The following is a 19414-nucleotide window of genomic DNA, read 5'->3' on the forward strand; positions in this document are numbered from 1 at the left end:
GCGTGCACCGCCCACAACTCGTCGCCGCCTTCCCAGGCCTTCGGCCGAACCACCCCACACCCCGGATCATCAGTCCCGAAGTGATCCAACCACCTTGGAGATCATTTCGTTAGGAGTTCTAAGGGCCTCGTCGCGGTGTGCCCCCAGCTCTGGGTGGAGGGCATCCGGTGGTCGGGCTGCATCTTTTGGCCGATGGTGATTGTGTGGCGCATCGACCTACCTCCCCTACCATCAGAGCCCGTCGGCTGTACGCACGCCGGCGACGTCCGCCGACCGGCGCATCGCCGGGGGCGGCACGACGGGCACGTGGCCTTGGCGAGGCCCTGGCCCCCTGGGCGACCGCCTTGTCGGCCCTCGCGGCCGCGATCGGCCTGTTCTTCAGCGCCACCGTGGCGTCGTCGAGCGTGGACGCGACGCGCAGGCAGTTGGATCAGGAAGAGCGGCAGCAGGCCGGACGGGTCGGCTACTGGACCGAGCCGGCCGGCGAACTCTCCGAGACGATCATCCTCGTGAACCGCTCGCTGGATCCGGTGACCAACGTCGAGCTGTGGTGGAACGCACCGGACGCGAACATCGACCCGGCCAAGCACAAGGATGTCTTCATGGCCTTTCGACCGTCCCGCCCTGCACCCGAATGATCTTCGATCACCGCGCCGTCGACGAGTACCTTCTGACCAGTTTCGGAATCGAGCAGGGCGGGGCCCCGCTCCGGGCGATCCAGTTCATCGACAGCGACGGGCGGCAGTGGTTGCGCGACCCCACAGGGCTCCGTGCAGCAGAGAACGAAAGGGTGGATGGCCAGGACCTCGGTGATGATGCGCCTGCTCGTCAGGAGCCCGCCGAGCACTGCGACAAATGAGCACTGCCCTGGCGGCTGCGGGCAGTACGTTGCTCGGGCATACCAGTGAAAGGCCCGACTGGAACCGCCATGAAGCGAAGGGGGTGAAACCCCGACCACCGACTCTCACGATGCCGGCATAAGTGCCGCCGATGTGCCATCACGGCTGCGCCTGTGCCGCGAAATTTGAGATCCTACAGCCGCCGATCGCTGGTCAGTGCGGGGGATCTCAGCTGAGACGCCTCGGCCTCCTCGACGACTTGCTCCAGGCGGGCGAGCAGCGACTGGAACACCTTGGTGGTCGGTGGGCTCCCGGTAGATGTGCTCGGGGGCATACGCTCTTCTACGTCCGCCACGTGGCCCGCGACCTGGCCGCCGCCCGCACCGAACTCGGCCTGCTGGAACAGGCCCGGGCAGGCCGCACCCACTACGCCGGCGGCGCCCACGCCCGCGTGGAGGCGTTCATCGCCGCCCGCCGCGCGGCCGACCGCGGTCTGCCCAGGCAACCGCCGCGCGGCCACGACGCGACAGGCCCGAGCACTCCGCCAATGGCCCCCAACGAACGGTTGATCGCCTTGACGGCCGGTGTCTCGACCACCAACCACGCCACCATGAAGCGCCTCCTGCGCGACGCCGGAGCCGACATCGGCTACGAGGATGGAGGCGTGGACACCCTCTGCTCAGCCTGGCCCGCAACCGGCCGGCCCTGGCGCGGCAGCCTGAACCCCACCCTGATCCCAGGAAACCCACCACCTGCGGGTGGCCTGCTGGATCGTCATCGCCTACCTCTCGGGCATGCGCGACGCCGAGGTCCGCGCCCTCACCCGCAACTGCGCGACCACGACGACCAGCCCGACCGGTCGGAGGCGGCACATGATCACCGGACGGGTCTTCAAGCACCGCAAACTCACCGGCGCCCAGGCCGAGTGGATCGTCCTCGACATCGTCCATGAGGCCGTCGACTGTCGGCGTACTCCTCTGAGTGCTCCGCCAAGTACAGGCAAACGTGCACCGCTTGATAGTCGGGCGTGATGGTTGGCCGTGGGCAGTGTCGGGGATCTCTCCGTGGCTGTCATGATCTCGGCCATGGACGAGATCACCAAGGTTCTGAGGCGGGAGTTCGACGCAGAGGAGGGGAGCTTCCTGCTGCGGCTGCGTGGGGATCTGGAGTGGGACCGGGCGGCTTTCACCCGCCTGGAACGGGCAATGCGGGCCGCGTGCGAGCGATCTCAGTCCGACGAGAAGCTCGACCGATGGGTCGCTGAGGGGTTCTATGAGGTCGCGACCTGGGTTCCGTCGTGGACGTCACACTCTAACTTCCCCAAGCCGGCGCCCGATTCCTACTTCGCTGACTGCATCGAGCGAATCGGGGATCTTGCCAACTGGTATTTCCGGGGCTGGCACGACTACTCCGAGGGACATGTCTGGACTGACCTGTGAAAACTCTGGGGAGCTTGGTCAGGCTGCGTCGTCCCGGTCGCGTTCGATGGCAGCGAGCCGGTTCTTGAGCCGGTAGCTGGGGCCGTTGATGGAGATGACATCGCAGTGGTGGAGGAGGCGGTCGAGGATGGCGGTGGCGAGGACCTCATCGCCGAACACCTGTCCCCATTTGCTGAAGGTCTTGTTCGAGGTCAGGATGATCGAGCCCTTTTCGTAGCGCTTTGAGATCACCTGGAAGACCAGGTTGGCCTCCGCGCGTTCGAGGGGCTGGTAGCCCACCTCGTCGACCACGAGAACGGCCGGCCGGAGGTAGCTGCCGAGTTTGCTGGTCAGCCGTCCGGCGGCCTCGGCGGTCTTGAGGTTGCGGACCATGTCGTCGAGGCTGGTGAAGTAGATCGAGTAGCCGGCCCGGCAGGCCGCGAGAGCGACGGCGATGTGTGTCTTGCCCACTCCCGGCGGCCCGAGCAGGACAGCGTTGGCCTTGGCCTCGACGAAGGAGAGGGTGGCCAGGTCCTTGACCTTGCGTGGGTCGAGCTCGGGCTGGAATGAGAAGTCGTAGTCGTCCAGCGTCTTGTGGTGAGGCAGTTTCGAAATCCGTAGGCCGGTGCGGAAGCGGCGGTCGTCACGGACAGCGAGTTCTTCGGAGAGGACCAGGTCGATGAAGTCGAGGTAACCCATCTTGGCCTCGTCAGCCCGCTGAGCGTACTGAGTAAGGGCCTCGGCCAGGTGCGGCAGGCCCAGCTTGCCGGCCGTGTTGCGGATGCGGGTGGAGACCAGCTCGCTCAAGACGATTCCTTCGCGCTCGGCTTGGTGGTGAAGGGGCGGGTGCCGGTCAGCTCGTCATAGACCGACAACGGCCGGCGGCCGACCTCGACCTGGGTGACCGCGGCCCGGTTCAGCAGGGCCGCCAGCGGCCCTGCCTGCGAGGCCGAGGCGTCGCGGCGGCGGGGCCGCGGCAGGCTCCCATCACCGGTGGTGACGCGGCGGCCGGCTCCCGTGGGCAGGCCGTCCCAGTGCTTCTCATCCACGATCCGGGCGCCTCGGCCAACCGCCCGCGGATGAACGGCCAGCAGGGTCTCGCCCGTGCGGTCGGGGCCGGTGGCATGCAGCATGACCTGGGACTTCGTGGCCCTGACTTCGACCAGCTGACGGGGGCGGACCTTGCGGGCCGGCACCGAATAGCGATTGGCGTCGAAGGCGACCAGGCAGTCCTTGCCGACGTGGCGGAGATGCCGCTGAGTGACCACATAGGGCGTCTGCGGCAGCGGGCGGAGGGCCACGTGGTCGCGGATCGCACGCAGACCGATGACCTCGCCGTGGGTGCCGTGAATCTTCGCCCGCCGCAGCGGCACCCAGGCGGTGAACGCGGCGTTGAGTTCCTCGACCGAGGAGAAGGCCCGGCCGGCCAGGACGTGGTCGCGGACGATCAGCACCTGTCGCTCGACCCGGCCTTTGCCCGTGGGCCGGTAGGCGGCCAGTACGTCGGGATCGAAGTCGTAGTGCCCGGCGAAGGCGACAGCCTCCGGATGTAGCGGAACGGCCTCACCTGGTGCGCCGGCGGACCACCGTTTTGGTGCGGTCGTAGACGATCGACATCGGGACACCGCCGAAGTGCGCGAACGCCTGGCGGTGGCAGTCGAAGAAGGTGGCCAGGTCCTGGCTGGTGGTGAAGCAGCAGAACGGATCGCGCGAGTAGGACAACGTCATGTGGAACGAGTAGACCTTCGGGATCCCGACGTGGGCGAGGATCTTTCCCTCGTCACCCCAGTCGACCTGGGCCTGAGCCCCCGGCACCACCTCGAACCTGCGGTGCAGGCCGGCCAGCTCGCTCGGGCTGATGCCCAGTTCCTCCGCGATGCGGGGTCTGGCTTCCTGCAAGTACATCTTGATCCGCTGATAGCTGCCGGTGAACCCGTACTCGGCCACCAGGCGCTCGTGGATCACGGCCCCTTTGAGCAGGATCTCGGCCCGCAACATCGCGTCGATCAACGGCGCGACCTCATCCACGATCCGCCGGTACGGCTGCCCGTTGGGCGCCCTTCGCGGTGGCGCGACCGGAGTCTCGCCCGACAGGTACTTGGCGACCGTGCGCCGGTTCAGCCCGGTCTCCTTCGCGATCTCCCGCAGGCTCATCGCACCGGACTCGTACAGGCCGCGAAACCGCCTCAGCTCCAACCAGCGATGCGGATCCAAGACCACTCTCGCCGCCCTCCACCGACCCCGAACAGGACGACAGAAGACTCGCGCGACACCAACCTCACCGCATCAAGAACGGTGCACTTTCCCGTACGCGGTGGTGCACGTTCACTTGTACGCCGACAGTCGACGTCCTCAAGGAGATCAACAACGACCCCGAGCAGCTCTTCGGCTACACACCTCCCCGCACCCACAGTCCCCGGCTGCTGTGCAACATCCCGAGGCACCCGCGCAAGTTCCGGGACCACCTCACGAGATCGGCAAGGGCTTCGAAGTCTCCAAGGATCAGGTCATCCCCATCTCCGATGACGAGCTCGCCGAGATGCCGCTGCCGACCGCGAAAGCGATCGACATCGTCGCCTTCGTCGACCGCACGAGCATCGACCCAATCCGTCTCGGCGATCTACTACCTGACCGCCGACAGCCCCGTGGCGGCCAAGTTGTACGTCCTCCTGCGTAAGGCGCTCGAGCGGACGGACAAGGTGGCCATCGCCAAGTTCGCCCTCCGCGGCCGCTAGCGCCTGGACATGCCCCGCATCAAGGACGACGCCCTGCTGCTGAACTCGATGCACTGAGACGACGAGATCCGCTCCCCCGACGAGCTGCGCCCGGATGAGACGCCTCTGACCGAGGAGGAGATCGAGGGCGCCCCTGGCGCTCATGGACACGATGAGCACGGAGCACCTGGACGACCTGGAGCTCGTCGACCACTACCGGGACGCTCTCGTCGAGGTCATCGATGCGAAGGCCGAGCACCGCCAGCCGAAGCCGGTCGAGGGCGAGGGGGCGGCGCCGGCCGGGAAGGTTGTGGACCTGATGACCGTCCTGCAGGAGTCCGTGGCACAGGCCAAGGAGTCCCGAGGCGAGACAGGCAGGGATGCGACCGTCCACGAGAATGCGAAGCCGAAGAAGACGGCGGCCAAGAAGTCGCCCGCGAAGAAGACGGCCGTCAAGAAGGCCACGGCGAAGAAGACGGCGTCCCGGCGGAAGTCTGCCTGACTGGTGTGCAGTGGGGGTCATTCACCTGTCGCGCCCCGGATGATGCTCCCAGTTCAGCCCCCGATGCTCTGCTCCGCAGTGTTCCCGCTGATCGTCGTTGTATGGGCATTGGAGAGGCTGTCACCGGAGTTCTGCTGATTGCCGCCCGCAGCGACGTGGTGATTGGTGGAGGAATCCTCATCGCTGCCGGCGGCGATGCCCAGGACGTTGAGGAGGCCGCCCCCTCCTGGGGTGTCCGCCACAGCGGGGGAGGCTCCGGACAGGGCGAGAGCGGCCCCAGCGAGGGCGACAGCGGCGAACGCGCGCTTTGTGTTCTTCATGCCAGGCGAACGATCTCCACCAATCAGGGTCACGGACCACCCCTGGCCGGGCGTCGTGTCCTGGCGCCCGGTTGCCCGTTGCCCCTGTGTGGAGACTGCGCAGCCGGTGACCGGCGACTACCCGACCGAGCCCCTGTCCCTGTGCTGACCGCGACCGAGGCCCGGGTCGCGGTCGGCTACATGCGGCTGCTGGAAACGCTCGACCTCACGCCCCGGGCCAGGCCGCCGGGCAGCTCGCGTCCGACCTGGCGCGGCGGCTTCCTTCGGAGTAGCAGCCTCGCCGGCACATGGAATGTTCAGTCGAGGATGCGGAAGTCGGAGTCGGGGCGGCAGATCTAATCCCGTCCTAAGGGCGGGAATGAGAGCCACCGTGCTCTTGGACCTGTTCGAGCACCAGGGCCTGCGACGCCTATCAAGCACCCGGCGTTGAACCTCTTCAGAGAGTGGCGCCAGAGTCCGGGTGCTCATGGTGGTAGCGGTCTGGTGGGTGCCGAGAGGACGTCTACGGCAGATCGGGTCCCCAGAGACCTCTTGCGAGACCGAGCGCTTCTCGACACCTCCCCGACCGCCACCACCATCACCTGACGAGCGTCAACACTCGTCGCATGATCACTCGTTGGCGTCGGTGGGTGCGAGCCCATCGCGCGGTGACCCCTCGATACTGCAGAGCTACTGAGCTCCCATATAGACCGGGGCCCGCGGGGTGCGCTGGTGCCACGAACGGCTACTGAGGTGGCGGACCGGCCTGCTGGTCGAGTCCTGGGATTAGGTCGCTGCGTGGTTCCGCACGGGCTCGTGACCAGCACAAACACACAGCAGTACGGGAGGACCTTGATCTACTGCGGCATCGACTGGGCAGAGAGGACACACGACGTCGCCCTCGTCGACGACACCGGCCAGCTCCTGGCCAAGCGGCACATCACGGATGACGCCACCGGCTACAAGAACCTGCTCGACCTGCTCGCCGAGTACGGCGACACTGAGGAGAACCGGATCCCGGTCGCGATCGAGACCTCACGCCGCCTGCTCGTCGCCGTGCCGCGGACCGGAAGACGGTCGGTCTTCGCGATCAACCCGATGGCCGCCGCCCGCTACCGCGAGCGGCACAGCGTGTCCCGTAAGAAGTCTCCGACCCCGGCGACGCACTCGTCCTGGCCAACATCCTTCGCACCGACATGCACGCCCACCGGCCACTGCCCAACGACTCCGACCTGGCACGGGCTGTCGCCGTCCTCCTCCGCGCTCAGCAGGATGCCACCTGGAACCGACAGCAGATCTCCAACCAACTCCGATCTCTGCTGCGCGAGTACTACCCGTCCGCGCTGGCCGCATTCGAGCCCTGGCGCAACGGTCTGTGCCGGCGCGAGGCCCAAGAGCTCCTCAAGACGGCCCCACTCCGACTCGGGCAGCCCGGCTGACCCGCACCCAGCTCCAGGCCGCGCTCAGGCGAGCTGGACGCCAGCGCGGGATCGAGGCCGAAGCTGACCGTCTCCGCGAGGTCTTCCGGGCCGACTGGTCCCACCAACCTGCGCTTGTCGAGGACGCCCTCGGCAAGCAGATGCTCGCTCTCATCACCCAGTTGGAGGCAGCCTGCACGGCCGCCGACCAGCTCGCCGAGGCGGTGGAGGAAGCGTTCCTTCAGCATCCGGACGCTGAGATCCGCCGACCATCAAGATCAATGTCAGTGACTTCCGGGTTCTGGCACACATCTTGGGGAGCGGTCGCGGAGGGTTACTGAGGTCTTCTGGGCAATGTGACGGTTGCGGTGATGACGGGGGGTGGGTGCCCGCTCGCTGCCTAGGTTTGCGGTGCCAGGGTGCGAAGAACGCAGAACTCGTTGCCCTCTGGGTCTTCCATGACCACCCAGCTTCGGCCTGAGCCTTGGCCCACATCCGTCTTGGTGGCGCCGAGGCTGAGCAATCTGGTTACCTCGTCCTCGGTGCTGCCGTCGATCGGGCTGACGTCGAGGTGAAGCCGGTTCTTCACGGTCTTACCCTCGGGCACCTGGATAAACAGCAGGGTGGGCGACATCTGGCGGGCCCGAACATCTTCAACGGTCGGCACCCAGGAGCCGATCTCGACCTTGCCCTCGCTCCGGTCGATCACCTTGAAGTCCAGGACCTCGCACCAGAAGGCCGCGAGCCTCTCCGGATCGTGGCAGTCAACGGCCAACTCGGTGAACCTACTTGTCATGACTCTCCCAGATAGTGCGGACGGGAAGCAGAGTATTGGCCCGTGCCGCCCTGGGCAGCGGTACCAGCCTGACCCGGGGGCGCGGCGGTGCTTTGCGTGGCCCTGTCCGTCATGAGCGGGCCAGAGCGGGAAAGGGGAGCAGCCGCTCTTTCCATGATCAAGATAGAGCGCGCAGGGGGGCTTGCGGCAAGACCCCGGGGGGTGCCTCAGAATCGCCCACTTAACCAGAAGCACGAGGCCAGGCTCTCGTACCGGCCCGACCTGACTCGAACTCACATCCCCTTCGAAGGAACGAGCCACCCTTGCGCAGGCTGACCTGCGTTGACCACTGCCAATGACAGCAAGACCGGGCGGGGCCCTGCCAGGCCGAGCCCGGAACCCCACGAAATGAGAGTCAGTACATGCGCGTGCTGTTGATGGCCTACGGGTCGCGCGGAGACGTCGAACCGCTGATGGCGGTTGCGGTGCAGCTGCGGGACCTCGGAGTGGACGTGCGGATGTACACGCCTCCGGACTTCGCGGAGCTGTTCGACTCCGTCGGCCTCCCACTGGTGCCGATCGGCGAGCCGGTGCGTCCGTTCGTGAAGGGGGTGCTCACCGGGAAGACGAAGGTTCCCGCGGAGGGGCTGCCCGCACGCGCGGCCGCGATGACCGCCACGACGTACGAGGCGGTCGTCACGGCTGCCGAGGAATGCGACGTGATCCAGGCGACCGGTCTGCTCCCGGCGGCGGCCGGCGCGAGGACGGCAGCCGAGCACCTGGGCATCCCTTACGTGTTCGTTGCCAAATTCCCCGCCTACCTGCCCTCGCCACACCACCCGCCGTTCGAGCGGCCGGGCCGGCCGTTCCCGCCCGGCGTGACCGACAACCGAATGCTGTGGGACCTGGACACCGAGACCATGAACGTGCTGTTCGGGACCGGTCTCAACACCCACCGGGCGTCCATCGGCCTGCCGCCGGTGGGCCACTTCCGCGACCACGTCCTCACCGACCGTCCCTGGCTGGCCACCGACCCGGTCCTGAGCCCATGGCAAGAGCCGGCGGACCTCGACGTGGTGCAGACCGGCGCGTGGTTCCGGACGGACGACCGCCCACTGCCAGCCGGCGTGGAGGCGTTCCTCCACGCCGGCGAACCGCCGGTGTACGTGGGGTTCGGCAGCATTCCCATGCGCGACGCAGACGACGTGGCCCGGGCGGCCGTCGAGGCGGTCCGGTCGCAGGGCCGCCGTGTGCTCCTCTCCCGCGGCTGGGCCGACCTGGCCGTGGCCGACGACCAGGACGACTACTTCACCGTCGGCGAGGTCAACCACCACGCCCTGTTCCAGCATGTCGCCGCCGTCGTCCACCACGGCGGCGCGGGCACCACGGCCACGGCCGCCCTGGCCGGTGCGCCCCAGATGGTCGTACCCCAGCTGGCGGACCAGCCGTACTGGGCTGGCCGCGTGGCCGACCTCGGCATCGGCGCGGCACACGACGGCCCGAACCCCACCTTCGAGTCCCTGTCGGCCGCGCTCGGTGTCGCCCTGGCTCCTGATACCCGAGCCCGGGCAGCCGCTGTGGCCGGCACGATCCGCACCGACGGCGCGACGGTGGCCGCGAAGCTGCTGCTCGACAAGGTCGACTGAGAAAGGTGCCCGACCAAAGGGACCGCCACCCCGTGGTGGCGGGACTTGGTCTGCCCGCCCGGTGTACGGAGGTACGCGCCAGTGGCCGCTGACCTCTCGTCATGGAGCTACGGGCGGCAGCCACGAATACGCGACACCTCAACATGCGAGCCCACCAGTCTCAAGCCCGGGCCTGGTCCGCACGCCCGGAGCAGTTCCCGGGTCCACTGCCCTCGAACAGGCCCGATCGACAGGCGGGTTCACACCCGTTCACGACGCCTGGTGGGCTCAGGCCCAGAGGGTCCACGGTGAGCGGGACGGCACCCAGGCCCTGATCGAGGTCCTGCTGCTGGGCCGGCACCTGCCGCACGAGCACGTCGTCGCCGGGCTCACTGCGGCCCTGCGCGCCGGGGCGATGACCACCGACGCCATCGCCCTGGAGGCCCGCAAAGCACCCAGGCCGAGACCGAACCCGCCCCGGCAGGCCGGCCGCTGCCCGGTAAACCGTCGGCGAACGTGCGTCCCTGCACGAGTGGAAGCTGTCTCATCTCCCGCCGGACACCAGGCCCCTGCCGTCGCTGACCCCCTATGACCAGTTGCTCCGACGTCGTCGCGCCAGCGGCGGTGTCCACCCAGAGGGAGAAGCACAGTGCCCCTGCCCAGCCAGCGAGGCTTCACCGAGCAAGCAGCCGACGCCGCCTGCCGCATGCTGCGGCTGCCGCCGATACGCAACGAGTTCAACGCGATCGCCGACCGGGCGGTCAAGGACCAGATGACCTACCGCGCCTTCCTCGCCGAGCTGCTGATGGCCGAGTGCGACGACCGGGCCCGCCGCCACTCGGAACGGCGGATCAAGGCGGCATGCTTCCCCGAGAGAAGTCCCTGCGGACCTTCGACTTCGACGCCAACCCCGACATCGACACAGCCACGGTCCACACCCTCGCCAGCTGTGAGTGGATCAAGAAAAGCCAACCCCTTTGCCTGATCGGCGATCCGGCACCGGCACGTCCCACATGCTCACCGCCCTGGGAGCCGAGGCCGCCATGAAGGGCTACCGCGTCCGCTCCACGCTCGCCACCAAGCTCGTGAACGAGCTGGTCGAAGCCGCCGACGAGAAGTAGCTCAACAAGACCATCGCCCGCTACGGCGGCGTCGACCTCCTCTGCATCGACGAACTCGGCGCAGCCGGTGGGTCCGGTCCGGACCGGCATGGCCGGCTTCCTCCGCCAGCGTCCAGCCGTTCTTCCGCTCCAGCGCAGCAATCAGCCCCGCGTATACACAAAAGCCGACTCACGCGGCGCCGACCTGCTGAAACGGTGCACGAACCGCTCATGCACGGCCTTCGGTTCACCAGCCCACGACCGGGCATCCGCAAGCTCCCCAGCCCCAACCACACAAACGACCCACCTGCCCCACCATCACGGCAAGGACCGTTGCAGTACTAAGGCGTACGAGCCCATCTCGTTGAAGCGGTGGATCACGGCGCACAACGAGCAACCCGGCAAAGCGTCGCGGGCACAGCACTAGACACCGAGGGGTGAGCTCTCCGGTGCAGGAGACGCGGGCGCCAGCGATGCCTGTGCGAGAACGTCCAACGCGGATGCCGCCGCCTCGCTCCCCTCACGGTTCGCCAGTACGCGCAGCTGCGGGAGCTGCGCGCGGCACTCCCCCATCCGGCCCAGGGTGAGGTGGGCCACGGCCAGCAGTAGGCGGTCCTGGAAGTCCTCACGGGAGCTGACGTTGCCCAGCCGACCCGGCGGGCACAGGCTGTTGAGCATCGCGATCACCTGAGGGTAGTCGCCTTCCTTGAAGTACAGCCGTCCCAGGCTACGACGGATCTTCTCAGCACGGTCCGGGTCGGCGCCGCTCGTCTTCAAAGCGACAACCAGCTTCCTGATCGCACCTTGGCGGTCGCTGAACCTGGCCGCCAGGAGCTTCGCGGTGTTGACGCCCAGCAACGCGAAGGCCCAGCGGGCCAGGTCGGGCCGCGTCTCAGTCAGGCTGCCGGCTGTCACCTCCGCCTGTTGCTCCAGGCTCAGCGCGGACTCGTTGTTCCCCTCGAAGTAGTCGACCAGAGCCAGGCCGTTGAGCAGCGTGATCTCCAGCCTCGCGCGTTGGGCGGTGTCCTCGACGCTGCACAGCTCGTCCAGGCCCTCGGCGTACAGTCTTCTGGCATGGTTCAGCGAGTCCGGCGTCCGCTGTTTGGCCAAATGGTTGGCCAGTTCGTAGGTGAGGTCCAGCCGCTCGACCGGTTCTGTCGACAGACGGAGGGCAGAGCGGAAGTGCCTTGTGGCCTCCGTGTCTCCAAGGCTCTCCGGCCGAAGCCGAGGTGCCAGTCGGGCGGCCGCCACGTGTGCAGCGACCCGCTGGTCAGGAGACACCGGCGGATCACCGCCGGGGACCTCGAGCGCGATGGCCGTCGCAGCGGCATGTCGCTGGAGGAGGTCTCGTCCGATGATGGCGCACCCTGTGAACAGCGCAGCGTGCTGTTCGCGCAGGCGGGCCCTGTCGCCGCTCATGACGGCCAGTTCGGCGCGCCTGATGTAGTCCCAGCCGGCCGGCTGCCAGGCATCGAAGAGAGCAGCGGCGTGACGGGAAGAGTCACGGGCGTCCAGACCACTGCGCAACGTGTGCCGTGTGCCCGAGGTGAGGCTGATCCAGCTGTTGCCTCCGGGCCCTGGGCGTCCCAGCCGATCGGCCGCCTCACGGCTCAGTCCCAAGCGCAGAGCAGCGGTGACGGGAGCACCCCAGTGGGAAATCGCCACGATGGTGAGTGCCTGGCGGTCCGCCGCTGCCAGCTCGGTCACGGGAGTCTCGGGGGGAGCGACTGCCTCATCCGGGGGGCGGGCGGTGCGCCGCACCACCGCCGTCGCCGGAAAGGCGGAGGCATCGCCGACGCAAGCCAGGCTGAAGCCGGTCCCCTGGGCCAGGCGGGCCAGGTGGGTGGCGAAGTATCGGAGGTTGGGTCCGGAGTCCGCGCTGACAGCGAGTGCGTAGCCGAAGCCCGCGCCGAGCTCGCTGACCGCCCGAGCAGCTCCGTACAGCACCAGCCGCTCCTCGGTGTCGTCCTCCTCGCCGGTCGAGTCCGCACGGTCGGGGTCGCTCGGCTCCTGGGCTCGACCCAGTTCTTCCCAGCGTGGGGCCAGAGCACCGGCCGCGGCCCGGAGCATGGGCGTGGGCCGCAGAATCAGCGCCGACTCCACCGCATCGAGCACGGGAGGGTAGGGCGGCGCGCCCTCGGGAGCGGCGTCGCCGAGCCAGGCGACGCCAGGTACGGACCGCTCCCAGTCGGTTGGACGGGCGCAGTGGTAGGCGGTCATTTCCTGCTTCCCGGCCCGTCCTGCGGTTCAGCGGATGCCTCCCACTCGCCATCCGATTCTTCGGCGTCCATCTCACTTTCCGCCTCGGCGAGTTGACGACGCAGTTCGTCGACCCGCCGTGCTTTGAGTTCCTCACCCGCCTCCGGATTCGTGTCGGCGAAGGTGAGCGCCTGCACGCTGCCGGCACACGCGCACCGGGTGGTCTTGCACTCACACCGGACGTCACAGTCCGTTCCGACGCCCGGTTCGCCCAGTAGTTCGGCCAAACCGCCGTACTTGAGCAAGTGGATGAGCTCAGCGATTTCGTTGAGAGCGACGAAACCCTGGGAAGAGTTGTTGTTACTGGCCACGGGTGAGCAACTTTCTCTCGATGCCGAGGACTCTCCTCTGGATCCCACCCCAGGTCGAACGAACGTGCACGGGAGCTGGACTCAAGCAGCCGCCACCGGGCCCCCCTCAGCCCGAGATTTCGCCGCCTCTGGACTGTTCGGGGCCGGCTTCAGAGACCGGTCGCTCAGCCTGCTCGAGCTGGCGTTGAAGTTCGGCGATCCGCTCCGCCTTCAGGGTCTTCCCCCCGGGCGGCCTCACGTCTGCGAGCGTCAATTGCTGAACCGAGCCGGCACACGTGCAATGCGTGGTCTTGCACTCACACCGGACGTCACAATCCGTTCCGACACCCGGTTCGCCCAGTAGTTCGGCCAAACCGCCGTACTTGAGCAACTGGATGAGGTCGGCGATGTCGTTGAGAGCGACGAGGCCCTGGGGAGGGTTGTTGTTACTGGCCACGGGTGAGCAACTTTCTCTCGATTCCGAGGACTTTCCTCTTGACCCCAGCTCAGGTCGAGTGAACGTGCAGCAGTGCGCCTTCTTCGGCGGTACCGGCCCGGCCGTTGGTTACCTGGACCAACGGCAGCCTACGGAGATGCCTCCGGGTCGGCAGGGGCCCGTCGAGCAACTGCTGTTCGATCTCGGTGTAGGACTCCGCGAGCGTGTGGGGGAAGTAGGTTTGGAAGCCCTCGCAGGCGGCTGCGAAGAGCGTGCCGCTGTCGTTGCGGGCATGATTGCCGCATCCGGAAGTGTGGATGAGGGCATAGGGGCAGCTCGAACACTGCTCGATGGAGCCGGGGAAGCGAGAGAGCCAGGCTCCCGCGGCCTTCTGGTCCAGGCTCAGCGTGCCGCCACGGTAATGCCCGATCCTGCGGTCGGCCAGCCCGATCTCCTCCCAGCAGCCGTACAGGTCGCCGCGGGGGTCGAACATCAGCAATCCCGTCTCCGCAGCGCAGTGGGCCACTCGCTGGAACGGGTACTTACTGCTCAGAGCACGCACGAGGGTGTTCATGGCGTAGTGCTCGTAGCTGTTCACGCAGTTGGTGTCCTCGGCACGGAAGGTGCTGGTCAGCTTGACGAGGTCGGCATGCGATACCAGCGGCTCGTGCTTCGCCTCCCCTGTCACCACGGCAGCGCCGGCCGAGAAGGACGGATGCCCGAGCCAGCCCCGCTCGGCGAAGAGGTCGTTGAGCATCGCCACATGGTCGACGTTGCTGCTGTCGACGTTGATGCGAGCCTTCACCTGCGCGCCCGCCTCCAGCGCCAGGTCGATGTTGCCGACGATGCGATGGAACGTCTCCCGGAAGCGCGGTCCGACCCGGCGTCGGTCGTGCAGTTCCGGCATTCCGTCGAGGGTGATCTGGAGCTCCGCCAGGCCATCGGGGCCCAGCAGGTCAGCGAACAAGTCAAGCTGCACGCCGTTGGTGATGGCCCACAGAGCCGAGCCTCGGGTGCGGGCCTCGCCGACGATGTATTCGACGATGTCGCGGGTCGTCTCGTCCAATGGTTCTCCGCCGAACAGACCCAGCAACGGAGCGGCGGCGGCACGCTCGGAATCGCCGGCGGAGGGCTGCGGGGGCGGACACATTCCCAGTTCGCGGGCCACGGCTCCGGGACGGTCGAACCGGTCGATGACCCGGAAGGCGTCGTCGACCCGCTCCCGCGTCATGATGGTGGCGTAACTGCCCTTGCCCGCGTGCATTTCGTGCGGCTGGAAGCAGTACGGGCAGCGCAGGTTGCACGTATAGGCGGGGACGAAGCAAAAACTCGGCGGACTGGACGCGAGGTCGGCCTCATGCAGTGCCGCTGCCATGTCCACCATGAGCAGGCGCTCGTCCTCTACGGAGAGATCCGTGAGGTAGCCGCGTTCCTGGAGATGCAGCTCCGCCTCGTCTCCCGGATTCCACGGAGGCGCCCCCACGTCCCTGCCACGATGCTCGACGAGGTAGTTCCCGACGCTCGCCGGGACTTTGTCCAGACTGCCTCGGAGCCCATGCAGGAGAAGGGTGAATCTCCTGTCTGGAAGCGGCGCCCCAATGACATAGGTGCTGATCCGCACGTGTGCTGCCTTTCGAGCTCTGGCACTGTGCCAACGATGTGGGGGATCCTTCGGAGAGCGGCTGCCTGACATCCACCGGCGAATTCACGACGCTCGGGCTGCCATCGGCCCATGGGCCCCAAACTAGGTGAAAGCCTGTTCTCCAGCCACCGCGGCGCCTGCCACTCCCTCGGACAGCCGCACGAGATACTCCGAACGGCAGCCGCCCCGGGCCGGCTGCCATGTCTTTTCGGGCCGAGCGGCAGCAACCACAGCACATCGACGGCCGGCCCGTCGAAGACGCCGTCCGGGTGAGTACGGCGTCCGACGCGCAGATCCTTGAGTCGTGACGGCTACCAGAAGGGAAAGGTACCCACACCCCGCCACGACCGGGTGTCACCGCACGAGGAAGAGTCCGCATGGCGAAAACCAGAGTGTTGCTGGAGGTGCAGGTGCAAGACGCCTACACCGGCGGTTTCGCCGCCTTCGAGGACGCAGCCGGATCGGAGAGCAGCGCCTACGCGCAGATCACCCGTGCGCTCACACCGGTCACCGGGCTCGGGGTGGAGCCGGATCCGACCTTGCTGGTGATCCCGATGTTCACCCCGCCGATGCCAGGAGCCGGCTCCTCCGCCCCTCCCCCCTCCGGGCTCTCTGCCTTCGGGCGGCCGGAGACCAATGACGACATGCCTCCCGTCACCGTTGTGTTGCCCGTGGAGGTCGACCGGGGCAACCTGGAGGCCCTCAGGGAGCGCAGCGGCGTGGTGGGGGTCTGGCCGAACTCGCGTCTGCAACTGCACAGCGGTGAGGGGACCTCAGCGTGTCCGGGGACGAAGCGGACCGCGGCCGAAGCCTTCGACCGCGCCCGATCCCGCGCCGGTGTCGACTGCCGGCCTTTCCGGCCTGCGGTCGACACCGAGGTGGTCCGACACCTTCTCGGTGTGTCCGCATTGTGGCGAGACGGCTTGCGCGGCCAAAACGTCACGGTCGGCATCCTCGATGAAGGTGTGGATGGAGCGACGTACCCGGTAGTGGGCGGCTTCACGCACATCGGCAGTGACACCTACCCCGGTTCGGCACCGGTCACCAGTCACGGGTCCATGTGCGCCGCGGACGTACTGGTCGCCGCGCCGGCGGCCCGCCTGTACGACTACCCGTTCATCGGAGTCCCGGACTCGGGGGGCGCCCTGGCGATGTTCCAGGCCGTCCTCGACCAGCGCCGCATCGACGGGACGCCCCACTTGACCACCAGCAGCTACGGCTACGCCTCGGTCCCTCCCCCCGAAGAGTCACCCGGAAGCGAAATCCACGACATCGATCACCCGCTCCACCGCAAGGTGCGCGAGGTCGTGGCGTCCGGCGTGGCCGCGTTCTTCTCCGCAGGCAACTGCGGTTCCCAGTGCCCCAGCAGCAGGTGCAAACCGAGCGGCATCGGGCCAGGGAAGTCGATCCATGCGTCGAACAGTCTCGCCGAGGTCATCACCGTCGCGGCGGTGAACAGCTTTCACGAACGCATTGGTTACTCCGCCGAGGGCCCCGGAATGTTCGAACCCAAGAAGCCCGACCTCGCCACCTACACACATTTCTTCGGAAACTTCGGGCCCGGCCGGCCCGGTGGCACGGACGTGGCCGAGTTCGACAACGGGACGTCGGCCTCCGCTCCGCTCGCGGCGGGGGCGGCGGCTCTGTTGCTGTCCGCCTTCCCCGGGATGTCCCCGCAGGAGTTGCGCGACGCGCTCACGGCCGGCCTCATCAACGTCACCGGGACAGCCTGGGACGCGGGATACGGGCGCGGCATCCTGAATGTGGCCGCCTCCTACTGGCACCTGCTGCACAAGTGCTGAGGCACCAACTGACTCATGCCGGTGCCGTATCTCGCGGTGCGATCCGGAGGACACCGATGAAATGGCTGCTCGTTGTCGCTGCCGACGTGGACGTCGACCTGCTCGCAGCACAGCTGGCCGGTGTGGCCTCGATCAGTGATCGGGCTCCCGTTCCCCATGGGACCGACGAGAAGGTCGTCTACGTCGACGGCCCCGTCGACCTTCCCGCGCAGCTCGACCATGCCGGGATCACCGCAGCCGCGTATCCGAGTTCGCCGTTCGAGCCGCACTGAGGGCATCCGGCCCGCGCCGGAAGAGGACGGGAGCTCGGCCGAGGGGCGGGGCTCGGATCTGACTCGTTGCCATGGCGGCCGAGAGCCGACCGAAATGCCTCGAGATGCCCGACATGAAGATTTCGCCGTCGGCCGGCCACGTCCAGGCCGAAGACGTAGCCGAGGAAGTCGCTCCTTCTGTACAGCCCAGATTCGCCTCGCCTGGGGCGGAAGAATCCGCACCGGGCCGCGCACGGGTCGCGCATGGTTGCCCGACGAGCCGCGAAGGCCAACCTTTCCGGCCGCAGCACTAGTTCACGGCCCTGGCGAACACGTGGGGGCGCGGGGGGATGGGGATACTCAGACCGTGTCCCATGCGGTGAGGCGGACAAGTCGTCTGTAGCAGCAGATGACGTCGGTTTCCAGGACCTGGGTGGTGACGTAGGTGTGGAACCAGTCGAGGTATGGCGTGTAGTTCGCTGCCGGAGCGTCTGGCGGCGACCATTTGATGGGGTAGCAGCGGCGGGTGTTGGAAGAGGGGGAAGGCACGTCGCCGGCCTTGCAGTCCTGCGGGGAGTAGGTGACTCCGATGGTGCCACGGGTTTCGGTGTCGATACCCCAGACGCGGTAGCGCCACATGGGCGGGACGGGATCAGGGTCGCCACCGGTTGTCGCGCCCTCGACCCGGTTCGGGTACGTCTTGCCCTTGAAAGTGACTGGGGGCAGCGGGACCTTGCCTGTGCCGGTGTGGCCACTGCGGGTGATCGACGCCAGCCACAGGGCAGGGCTGCTGCCATCGCCGGTGGGGGGAACTAGTGGGTCATGGCCCACGTGTCGACCGGCTTGTATCCACCGCCGGACCACACGTACGTGGCGATCTCGCTGAGCTTCAGTCTCGTCCAGAATGAAGGTGAGTAGCGGTCCTTGCATTCCGTCCCGGCAGCGCAGTACTGGTCGAACGGGACGTCGGGCCAGTTCTTCGCGTGTGCCTGGTCGAAGACGCCGCAGTCCGACAGGCAGCGTTCGGTGTTGGTGAAATCAACCTTGGCGGACGGCTGCGCGTAGTGGTTGGTGGAGCGAAGACCGTACTCGATGCGCCTGAGGTAGCCGCCGCGGTCGTAGGGGGTTGCGGTGGAGGGGCCGGTGTTCGGGTCGACGTTGCGGCCGTAATGGTTGGCCTCTTCGCCCCAGTAGTACGTCATGGCGTCGCCGTGCGGGTCGATGACGGCATCGAGGTTCCAGCGCCATGCTTGCTGGCACCAGGCGTCCTTGAACGCGGCTGCGTAGCAGGGCTCGCCGGCATGGTTGCCGAAGACGGGGACGGTCCAGGTGGAACGGGTCTCTTCCTTGCCCGCGATCCAGCCGGTGGGTCGGTTCAGGCCGAAGAAATACTGGGTGCCGTCGGGCGTGGTCACCTTCCAGTGCTCGCCGTTGTTGTCACCGTTGTTGTTCGTCGAGCTGGTCAGCTTGACGATCTCGGTGCCATCGTCGCTCTCAAGGTGCCACTCACCGGATGCGGTGTCGCGCACGAGCTGGTTGGTTCTGCCGCTGAGGTTGAGGACGGCGTTGTCCTTCTTCCAGCACAGGTCGCCGACCTTGGCGGTGGTGTTGTTGCTGCCCGTCTTGTCGTCGGTGCAGGAGATGTACTGGCGCTCGATGTAGCCGGGTTCCATCGACCAGCCGTCACCGATGGCGTTGGCCTGGTTGTTCGTGGCGGCCGTACGGCCGTCGATGGACTGCGAGGAGTAATCCGGCTTCAGGAAGGGCCCTACACCTCCCGGCACATCTGGCGTGGTGATCTCGTAGTTCCAGTTGAAGGCACCGTTGGAGCCGCCGGCGGACCAGGCGGCGGACGGGGCGAGTGAGGTGGCCTTGAAGTCGCCGACGGGGCCGGATGCTGCGGCTGTCGCGGCGAGCAGCACAGAGCCTTCGGTGGAGGCCGGAAGGCTGACCTTCGCTGAGAGGGTGCCATTCTTCACGTCGTTGCAGCTGTCTCCGCGACCTGGTCGGGGTCACAGCCACAGCACGGCGATCGGTGACAATG

At 67.4% G+C, this 19414-nt stretch carries 20 protein-coding genes and 4 pseudogenes; 12 read left to right on the top strand and 12 right to left on the bottom strand.

Annotated elements, in window-relative coordinates; all coding sequences use genetic code 11:
• Positions 1–344 precede the first annotated feature (344 nt).
• Positions 345–638 carry a hypothetical protein gene (locus tag ABZY12_RS11985; RefSeq protein ID WP_356889185.1) on the top strand — a complete coding sequence of 98 codons (294 nt, stop codon included), beginning with the start codon at positions 345–347 and terminating at the stop codon, positions 636–638.
• Positions 635–859, top strand: a complete 225-nt coding sequence (locus tag ABZY12_RS11990; protein WP_356889186.1) for a hypothetical protein — start codon at positions 635–637, stop codon at positions 857–859. The genes ABZY12_RS11985 and ABZY12_RS11990 overlap by 4 nt, the downstream gene beginning before the upstream one ends.
• Before the next feature lie 173 nt (positions 860–1032).
• Here the strand turns inward: ABZY12_RS11990 and ABZY12_RS11995 are convergent, their stop codons facing one another.
• Positions 1033–1344 (bottom strand): hypothetical protein, encoded by a 312-nt coding sequence (locus ABZY12_RS11995; protein ID WP_356889187.1) that lies wholly within the window; start codon positions 1342–1344, stop codon positions 1033–1035.
• Between the two features lie 253 nt (positions 1345–1597).
• Here ABZY12_RS11995 and ABZY12_RS12000 point away from each other — a divergent pair, with 253 nt between their 5' ends.
• Together ABZY12_RS12000 and ABZY12_RS12005 are read left to right on the top strand one after the other, a co-directional pair.
• Positions 1598–1870 carry a hypothetical protein gene (locus ABZY12_RS12000; RefSeq protein WP_356889188.1) on the top strand — a complete coding sequence of 91 codons (273 nt, stop codon included), beginning with the start codon at positions 1598–1600 and terminating at the stop codon, positions 1868–1870.
• Positions 1871–1924: 54 nt separating this feature from the next.
• Entirely contained in the window at positions 1925–2278 is a 354-nt protein-coding gene (locus ABZY12_RS12005; protein WP_356889189.1) for a hypothetical protein, read from the top strand.
• Positions 2279–2296: 18 nt separating this feature from the next.
• On the opposite strand, the gene istB is transcribed toward ABZY12_RS12005, so the two are convergent.
• Together istB and istA are read right to left on the bottom strand one after the other, a co-directional pair.
• The gene (gene istB / locus ABZY12_RS12010) at positions 2297–3064 is read right to left on the bottom strand and encodes an IS21-like element helper ATPase IstB (protein ID WP_356889190.1); all 768 of its coding nucleotides are present in this window, start codon (positions 3062–3064) and stop codon (positions 2297–2299) included.
• Positions 3061–4477 (bottom strand): annotated as a pseudogene (gene istA / locus ABZY12_RS12015) (IS21 family transposase). The gene istB and the pseudogene istA overlap by 4 nt, the downstream one beginning before the upstream one ends.
• A gap of 205 nt (positions 4478–4682) precedes the next feature.
• On the opposite strand from istA, the gene ABZY12_RS12020 reads away from it, so the two are divergent.
• The 3 genes from ABZY12_RS12020 to ABZY12_RS12030 all read left to right on the top strand — a co-directional run bounded on the left by ABZY12_RS12020 (position 4683) and on the right by ABZY12_RS12030 (position 5473).
• On the top strand, positions 4683–4934 hold the full coding sequence (locus tag ABZY12_RS12020; RefSeq protein ID WP_356889191.1) for a Ku protein: 252 nt from the start codon (positions 4683–4685) through the stop codon (positions 4932–4934).
• A complete protein-coding gene (locus tag ABZY12_RS12025; RefSeq protein ID WP_356889192.1) occupies positions 4903–4992 on the top strand; it encodes a Ku protein in 90 nt (29 codons plus the stop codon). Before ABZY12_RS12020 ends, ABZY12_RS12025 begins: the two co-directional genes overlap by 32 nt.
• A gap of 151 nt (positions 4993–5143) precedes the next feature.
• Positions 5144–5473, top strand: coding sequence for a hypothetical protein (locus ABZY12_RS12030; RefSeq protein ID WP_356889193.1), 330 nt, complete (start codon positions 5144–5146; stop codon positions 5471–5473).
• 53 nt (positions 5474–5526) lie between these two features.
• On the opposite strand, the gene ABZY12_RS12035 is transcribed toward ABZY12_RS12030, so the two are convergent.
• Positions 5527–5826: a hypothetical protein gene (locus tag ABZY12_RS12035; RefSeq protein WP_356889194.1), complete on the bottom strand. Its 300-nt coding sequence runs from the start codon at positions 5824–5826 to the stop codon at positions 5527–5529.
• A gap of 798 nt (positions 5827–6624) precedes the next feature.
• Here ABZY12_RS12035 and ABZY12_RS12040 point away from each other — a divergent pair.
• Positions 6625–7453: pseudogene (locus ABZY12_RS12040) on the top strand (IS110 family transposase); the annotation flags it as partial.
• Between the two features lie 137 nt (positions 7454–7590).
• Here ABZY12_RS12040 and ABZY12_RS12045 read toward each other — a convergent pair.
• Positions 7591–7986: a VOC family protein gene (locus tag ABZY12_RS12045; protein ID WP_356889195.1), complete on the bottom strand. Its 396-nt coding sequence runs from the start codon at positions 7984–7986 to the stop codon at positions 7591–7593.
• Between the two features lie 401 nt (positions 7987–8387).
• Here ABZY12_RS12045 and ABZY12_RS12050 point away from each other — a divergent pair, with 401 nt between their 5' ends.
• Both ABZY12_RS12050 and ABZY12_RS12055 read left to right on the top strand, forming a co-directional pair.
• Positions 8388–9611, top strand: a complete 1224-nt coding sequence (locus ABZY12_RS12050; protein ID WP_356889196.1) for a glycosyltransferase — start codon at positions 8388–8390, stop codon at positions 9609–9611.
• Between the two features lie 628 nt (positions 9612–10239).
• Positions 10240–10771 (top strand): annotated as a pseudogene (locus ABZY12_RS12055) (ATP-binding protein); the annotation flags it as partial.
• A gap of 16 nt (positions 10772–10787) precedes the next feature.
• Here ABZY12_RS12055 and ABZY12_RS12060 read toward each other — a convergent pair.
• The 5 genes and pseudogenes from ABZY12_RS12060 to ABZY12_RS12080 form a co-directional block, all read right to left on the bottom strand.
• Positions 10788–10927 (bottom strand): annotated as a pseudogene (locus ABZY12_RS12060) (IS701 family transposase); the annotation flags it as partial.
• A gap of 186 nt (positions 10928–11113) precedes the next feature.
• Positions 11114–12910: a hypothetical protein gene (locus ABZY12_RS12065; protein ID WP_356889197.1), complete on the bottom strand. Its 1797-nt coding sequence runs from the start codon at positions 12908–12910 to the stop codon at positions 11114–11116.
• The gene (locus ABZY12_RS12070; RefSeq protein WP_356889198.1) at positions 12907–13260 is read right to left on the bottom strand and encodes a hypothetical protein; all 354 of its coding nucleotides are present in this window, start codon (positions 13258–13260) and stop codon (positions 12907–12909) included. The genes ABZY12_RS12065 and ABZY12_RS12070 overlap by 4 nt, the downstream gene beginning before the upstream one ends.
• Before the next feature lie 106 nt (positions 13261–13366).
• Positions 13367–13696, bottom strand: coding sequence for a hypothetical protein (locus tag ABZY12_RS12075; RefSeq protein WP_356889199.1), 330 nt, complete (start codon positions 13694–13696; stop codon positions 13367–13369).
• A 49-nt stretch (positions 13697–13745) separates the two neighbouring features.
• Complete coding sequence (locus tag ABZY12_RS12080) at positions 13746–15296, bottom strand: SPASM domain-containing protein (protein ID WP_356889200.1); 1551 nt, start codon at positions 15294–15296, stop codon at positions 13746–13748.
• A 398-nt stretch (positions 15297–15694) separates the two neighbouring features.
• Here ABZY12_RS12080 and ABZY12_RS12085 point away from each other — a divergent pair, with 398 nt between their 5' ends.
• Together ABZY12_RS12085 and ABZY12_RS12090 are read left to right on the top strand one after the other, a co-directional pair.
• Positions 15695–17119, top strand: coding sequence for a S8 family serine peptidase (locus tag ABZY12_RS12085; RefSeq protein ID WP_356889201.1), 1425 nt, complete (start codon positions 15695–15697; stop codon positions 17117–17119).
• Between the two features lie 56 nt (positions 17120–17175).
• A complete protein-coding gene (locus tag ABZY12_RS12090; protein WP_356889202.1) occupies positions 17176–17391 on the top strand; it encodes a hypothetical protein in 216 nt (71 codons plus the stop codon).
• Positions 17392–17730: 339 nt separating this feature from the next.
• On the opposite strand, the gene ABZY12_RS12095 is transcribed toward ABZY12_RS12090, so the two are convergent.
• On the bottom strand, positions 17731–18201 hold the full coding sequence (locus tag ABZY12_RS12095; protein WP_356889203.1) for a hypothetical protein: 471 nt from the start codon (positions 18199–18201) through the stop codon (positions 17731–17733).
• Entirely contained in the window at positions 18183–19349 is a 1167-nt protein-coding gene (locus ABZY12_RS12100) for a hypothetical protein (RefSeq protein ID WP_356889204.1), read from the bottom strand. Before ABZY12_RS12100 ends, ABZY12_RS12095 begins: the two co-directional genes overlap by 19 nt.
• Between the last annotated feature and the right edge of the window lie 65 nt (positions 19350–19414).

Source organism: Streptomyces sp. NPDC006551 (genome assembly GCF_040611675.1).
Classification (GTDB): Bacteria; Actinomycetota; Actinomycetes; order Streptomycetales; family Streptomycetaceae; genus Streptomyces.

Coding starts and splice junctions, on each gene's coding strand:
- ABZY12_RS12005 (WP_356889189.1), top strand. CDS start 1,925: ATGGACGAGATCACCAAGGTTCTGAGGCGGGAGTTCGACGCAGAGGAG.
- ABZY12_RS12050 (WP_356889196.1), top strand. CDS start 8,388: ATGCGCGTGCTGTTGATGGCCTACGGGTCGCGCGGAGACGTCGAACCG.
- ABZY12_RS12030 (WP_356889193.1), top strand. CDS start 5,144: ATGAGCACGGAGCACCTGGACGACCTGGAGCTCGTCGACCACTACCGG.
- ABZY12_RS12090 (WP_356889202.1), top strand. CDS start 17,176: ATGAAATGGCTGCTCGTTGTCGCTGCCGACGTGGACGTCGACCTGCTC.
- ABZY12_RS12085 (WP_356889201.1), top strand. CDS start 15,695: ATGGCGAAAACCAGAGTGTTGCTGGAGGTGCAGGTGCAAGACGCCTAC.
- ABZY12_RS11990 (WP_356889186.1), top strand. CDS start 635: ATGATCTTCGATCACCGCGCCGTCGACGAGTACCTTCTGACCAGTTTC.
- ABZY12_RS12065 (WP_356889197.1), bottom strand. CDS start 12,910: ATGACCGCCTACCACTGCGCCCGTCCAACCGACTGGGAGCGGTCCGTA.
- ABZY12_RS12045 (WP_356889195.1), bottom strand. CDS start 7,986: ATGACAAGTAGGTTCACCGAGTTGGCCGTTGACTGCCACGATCCGGAG.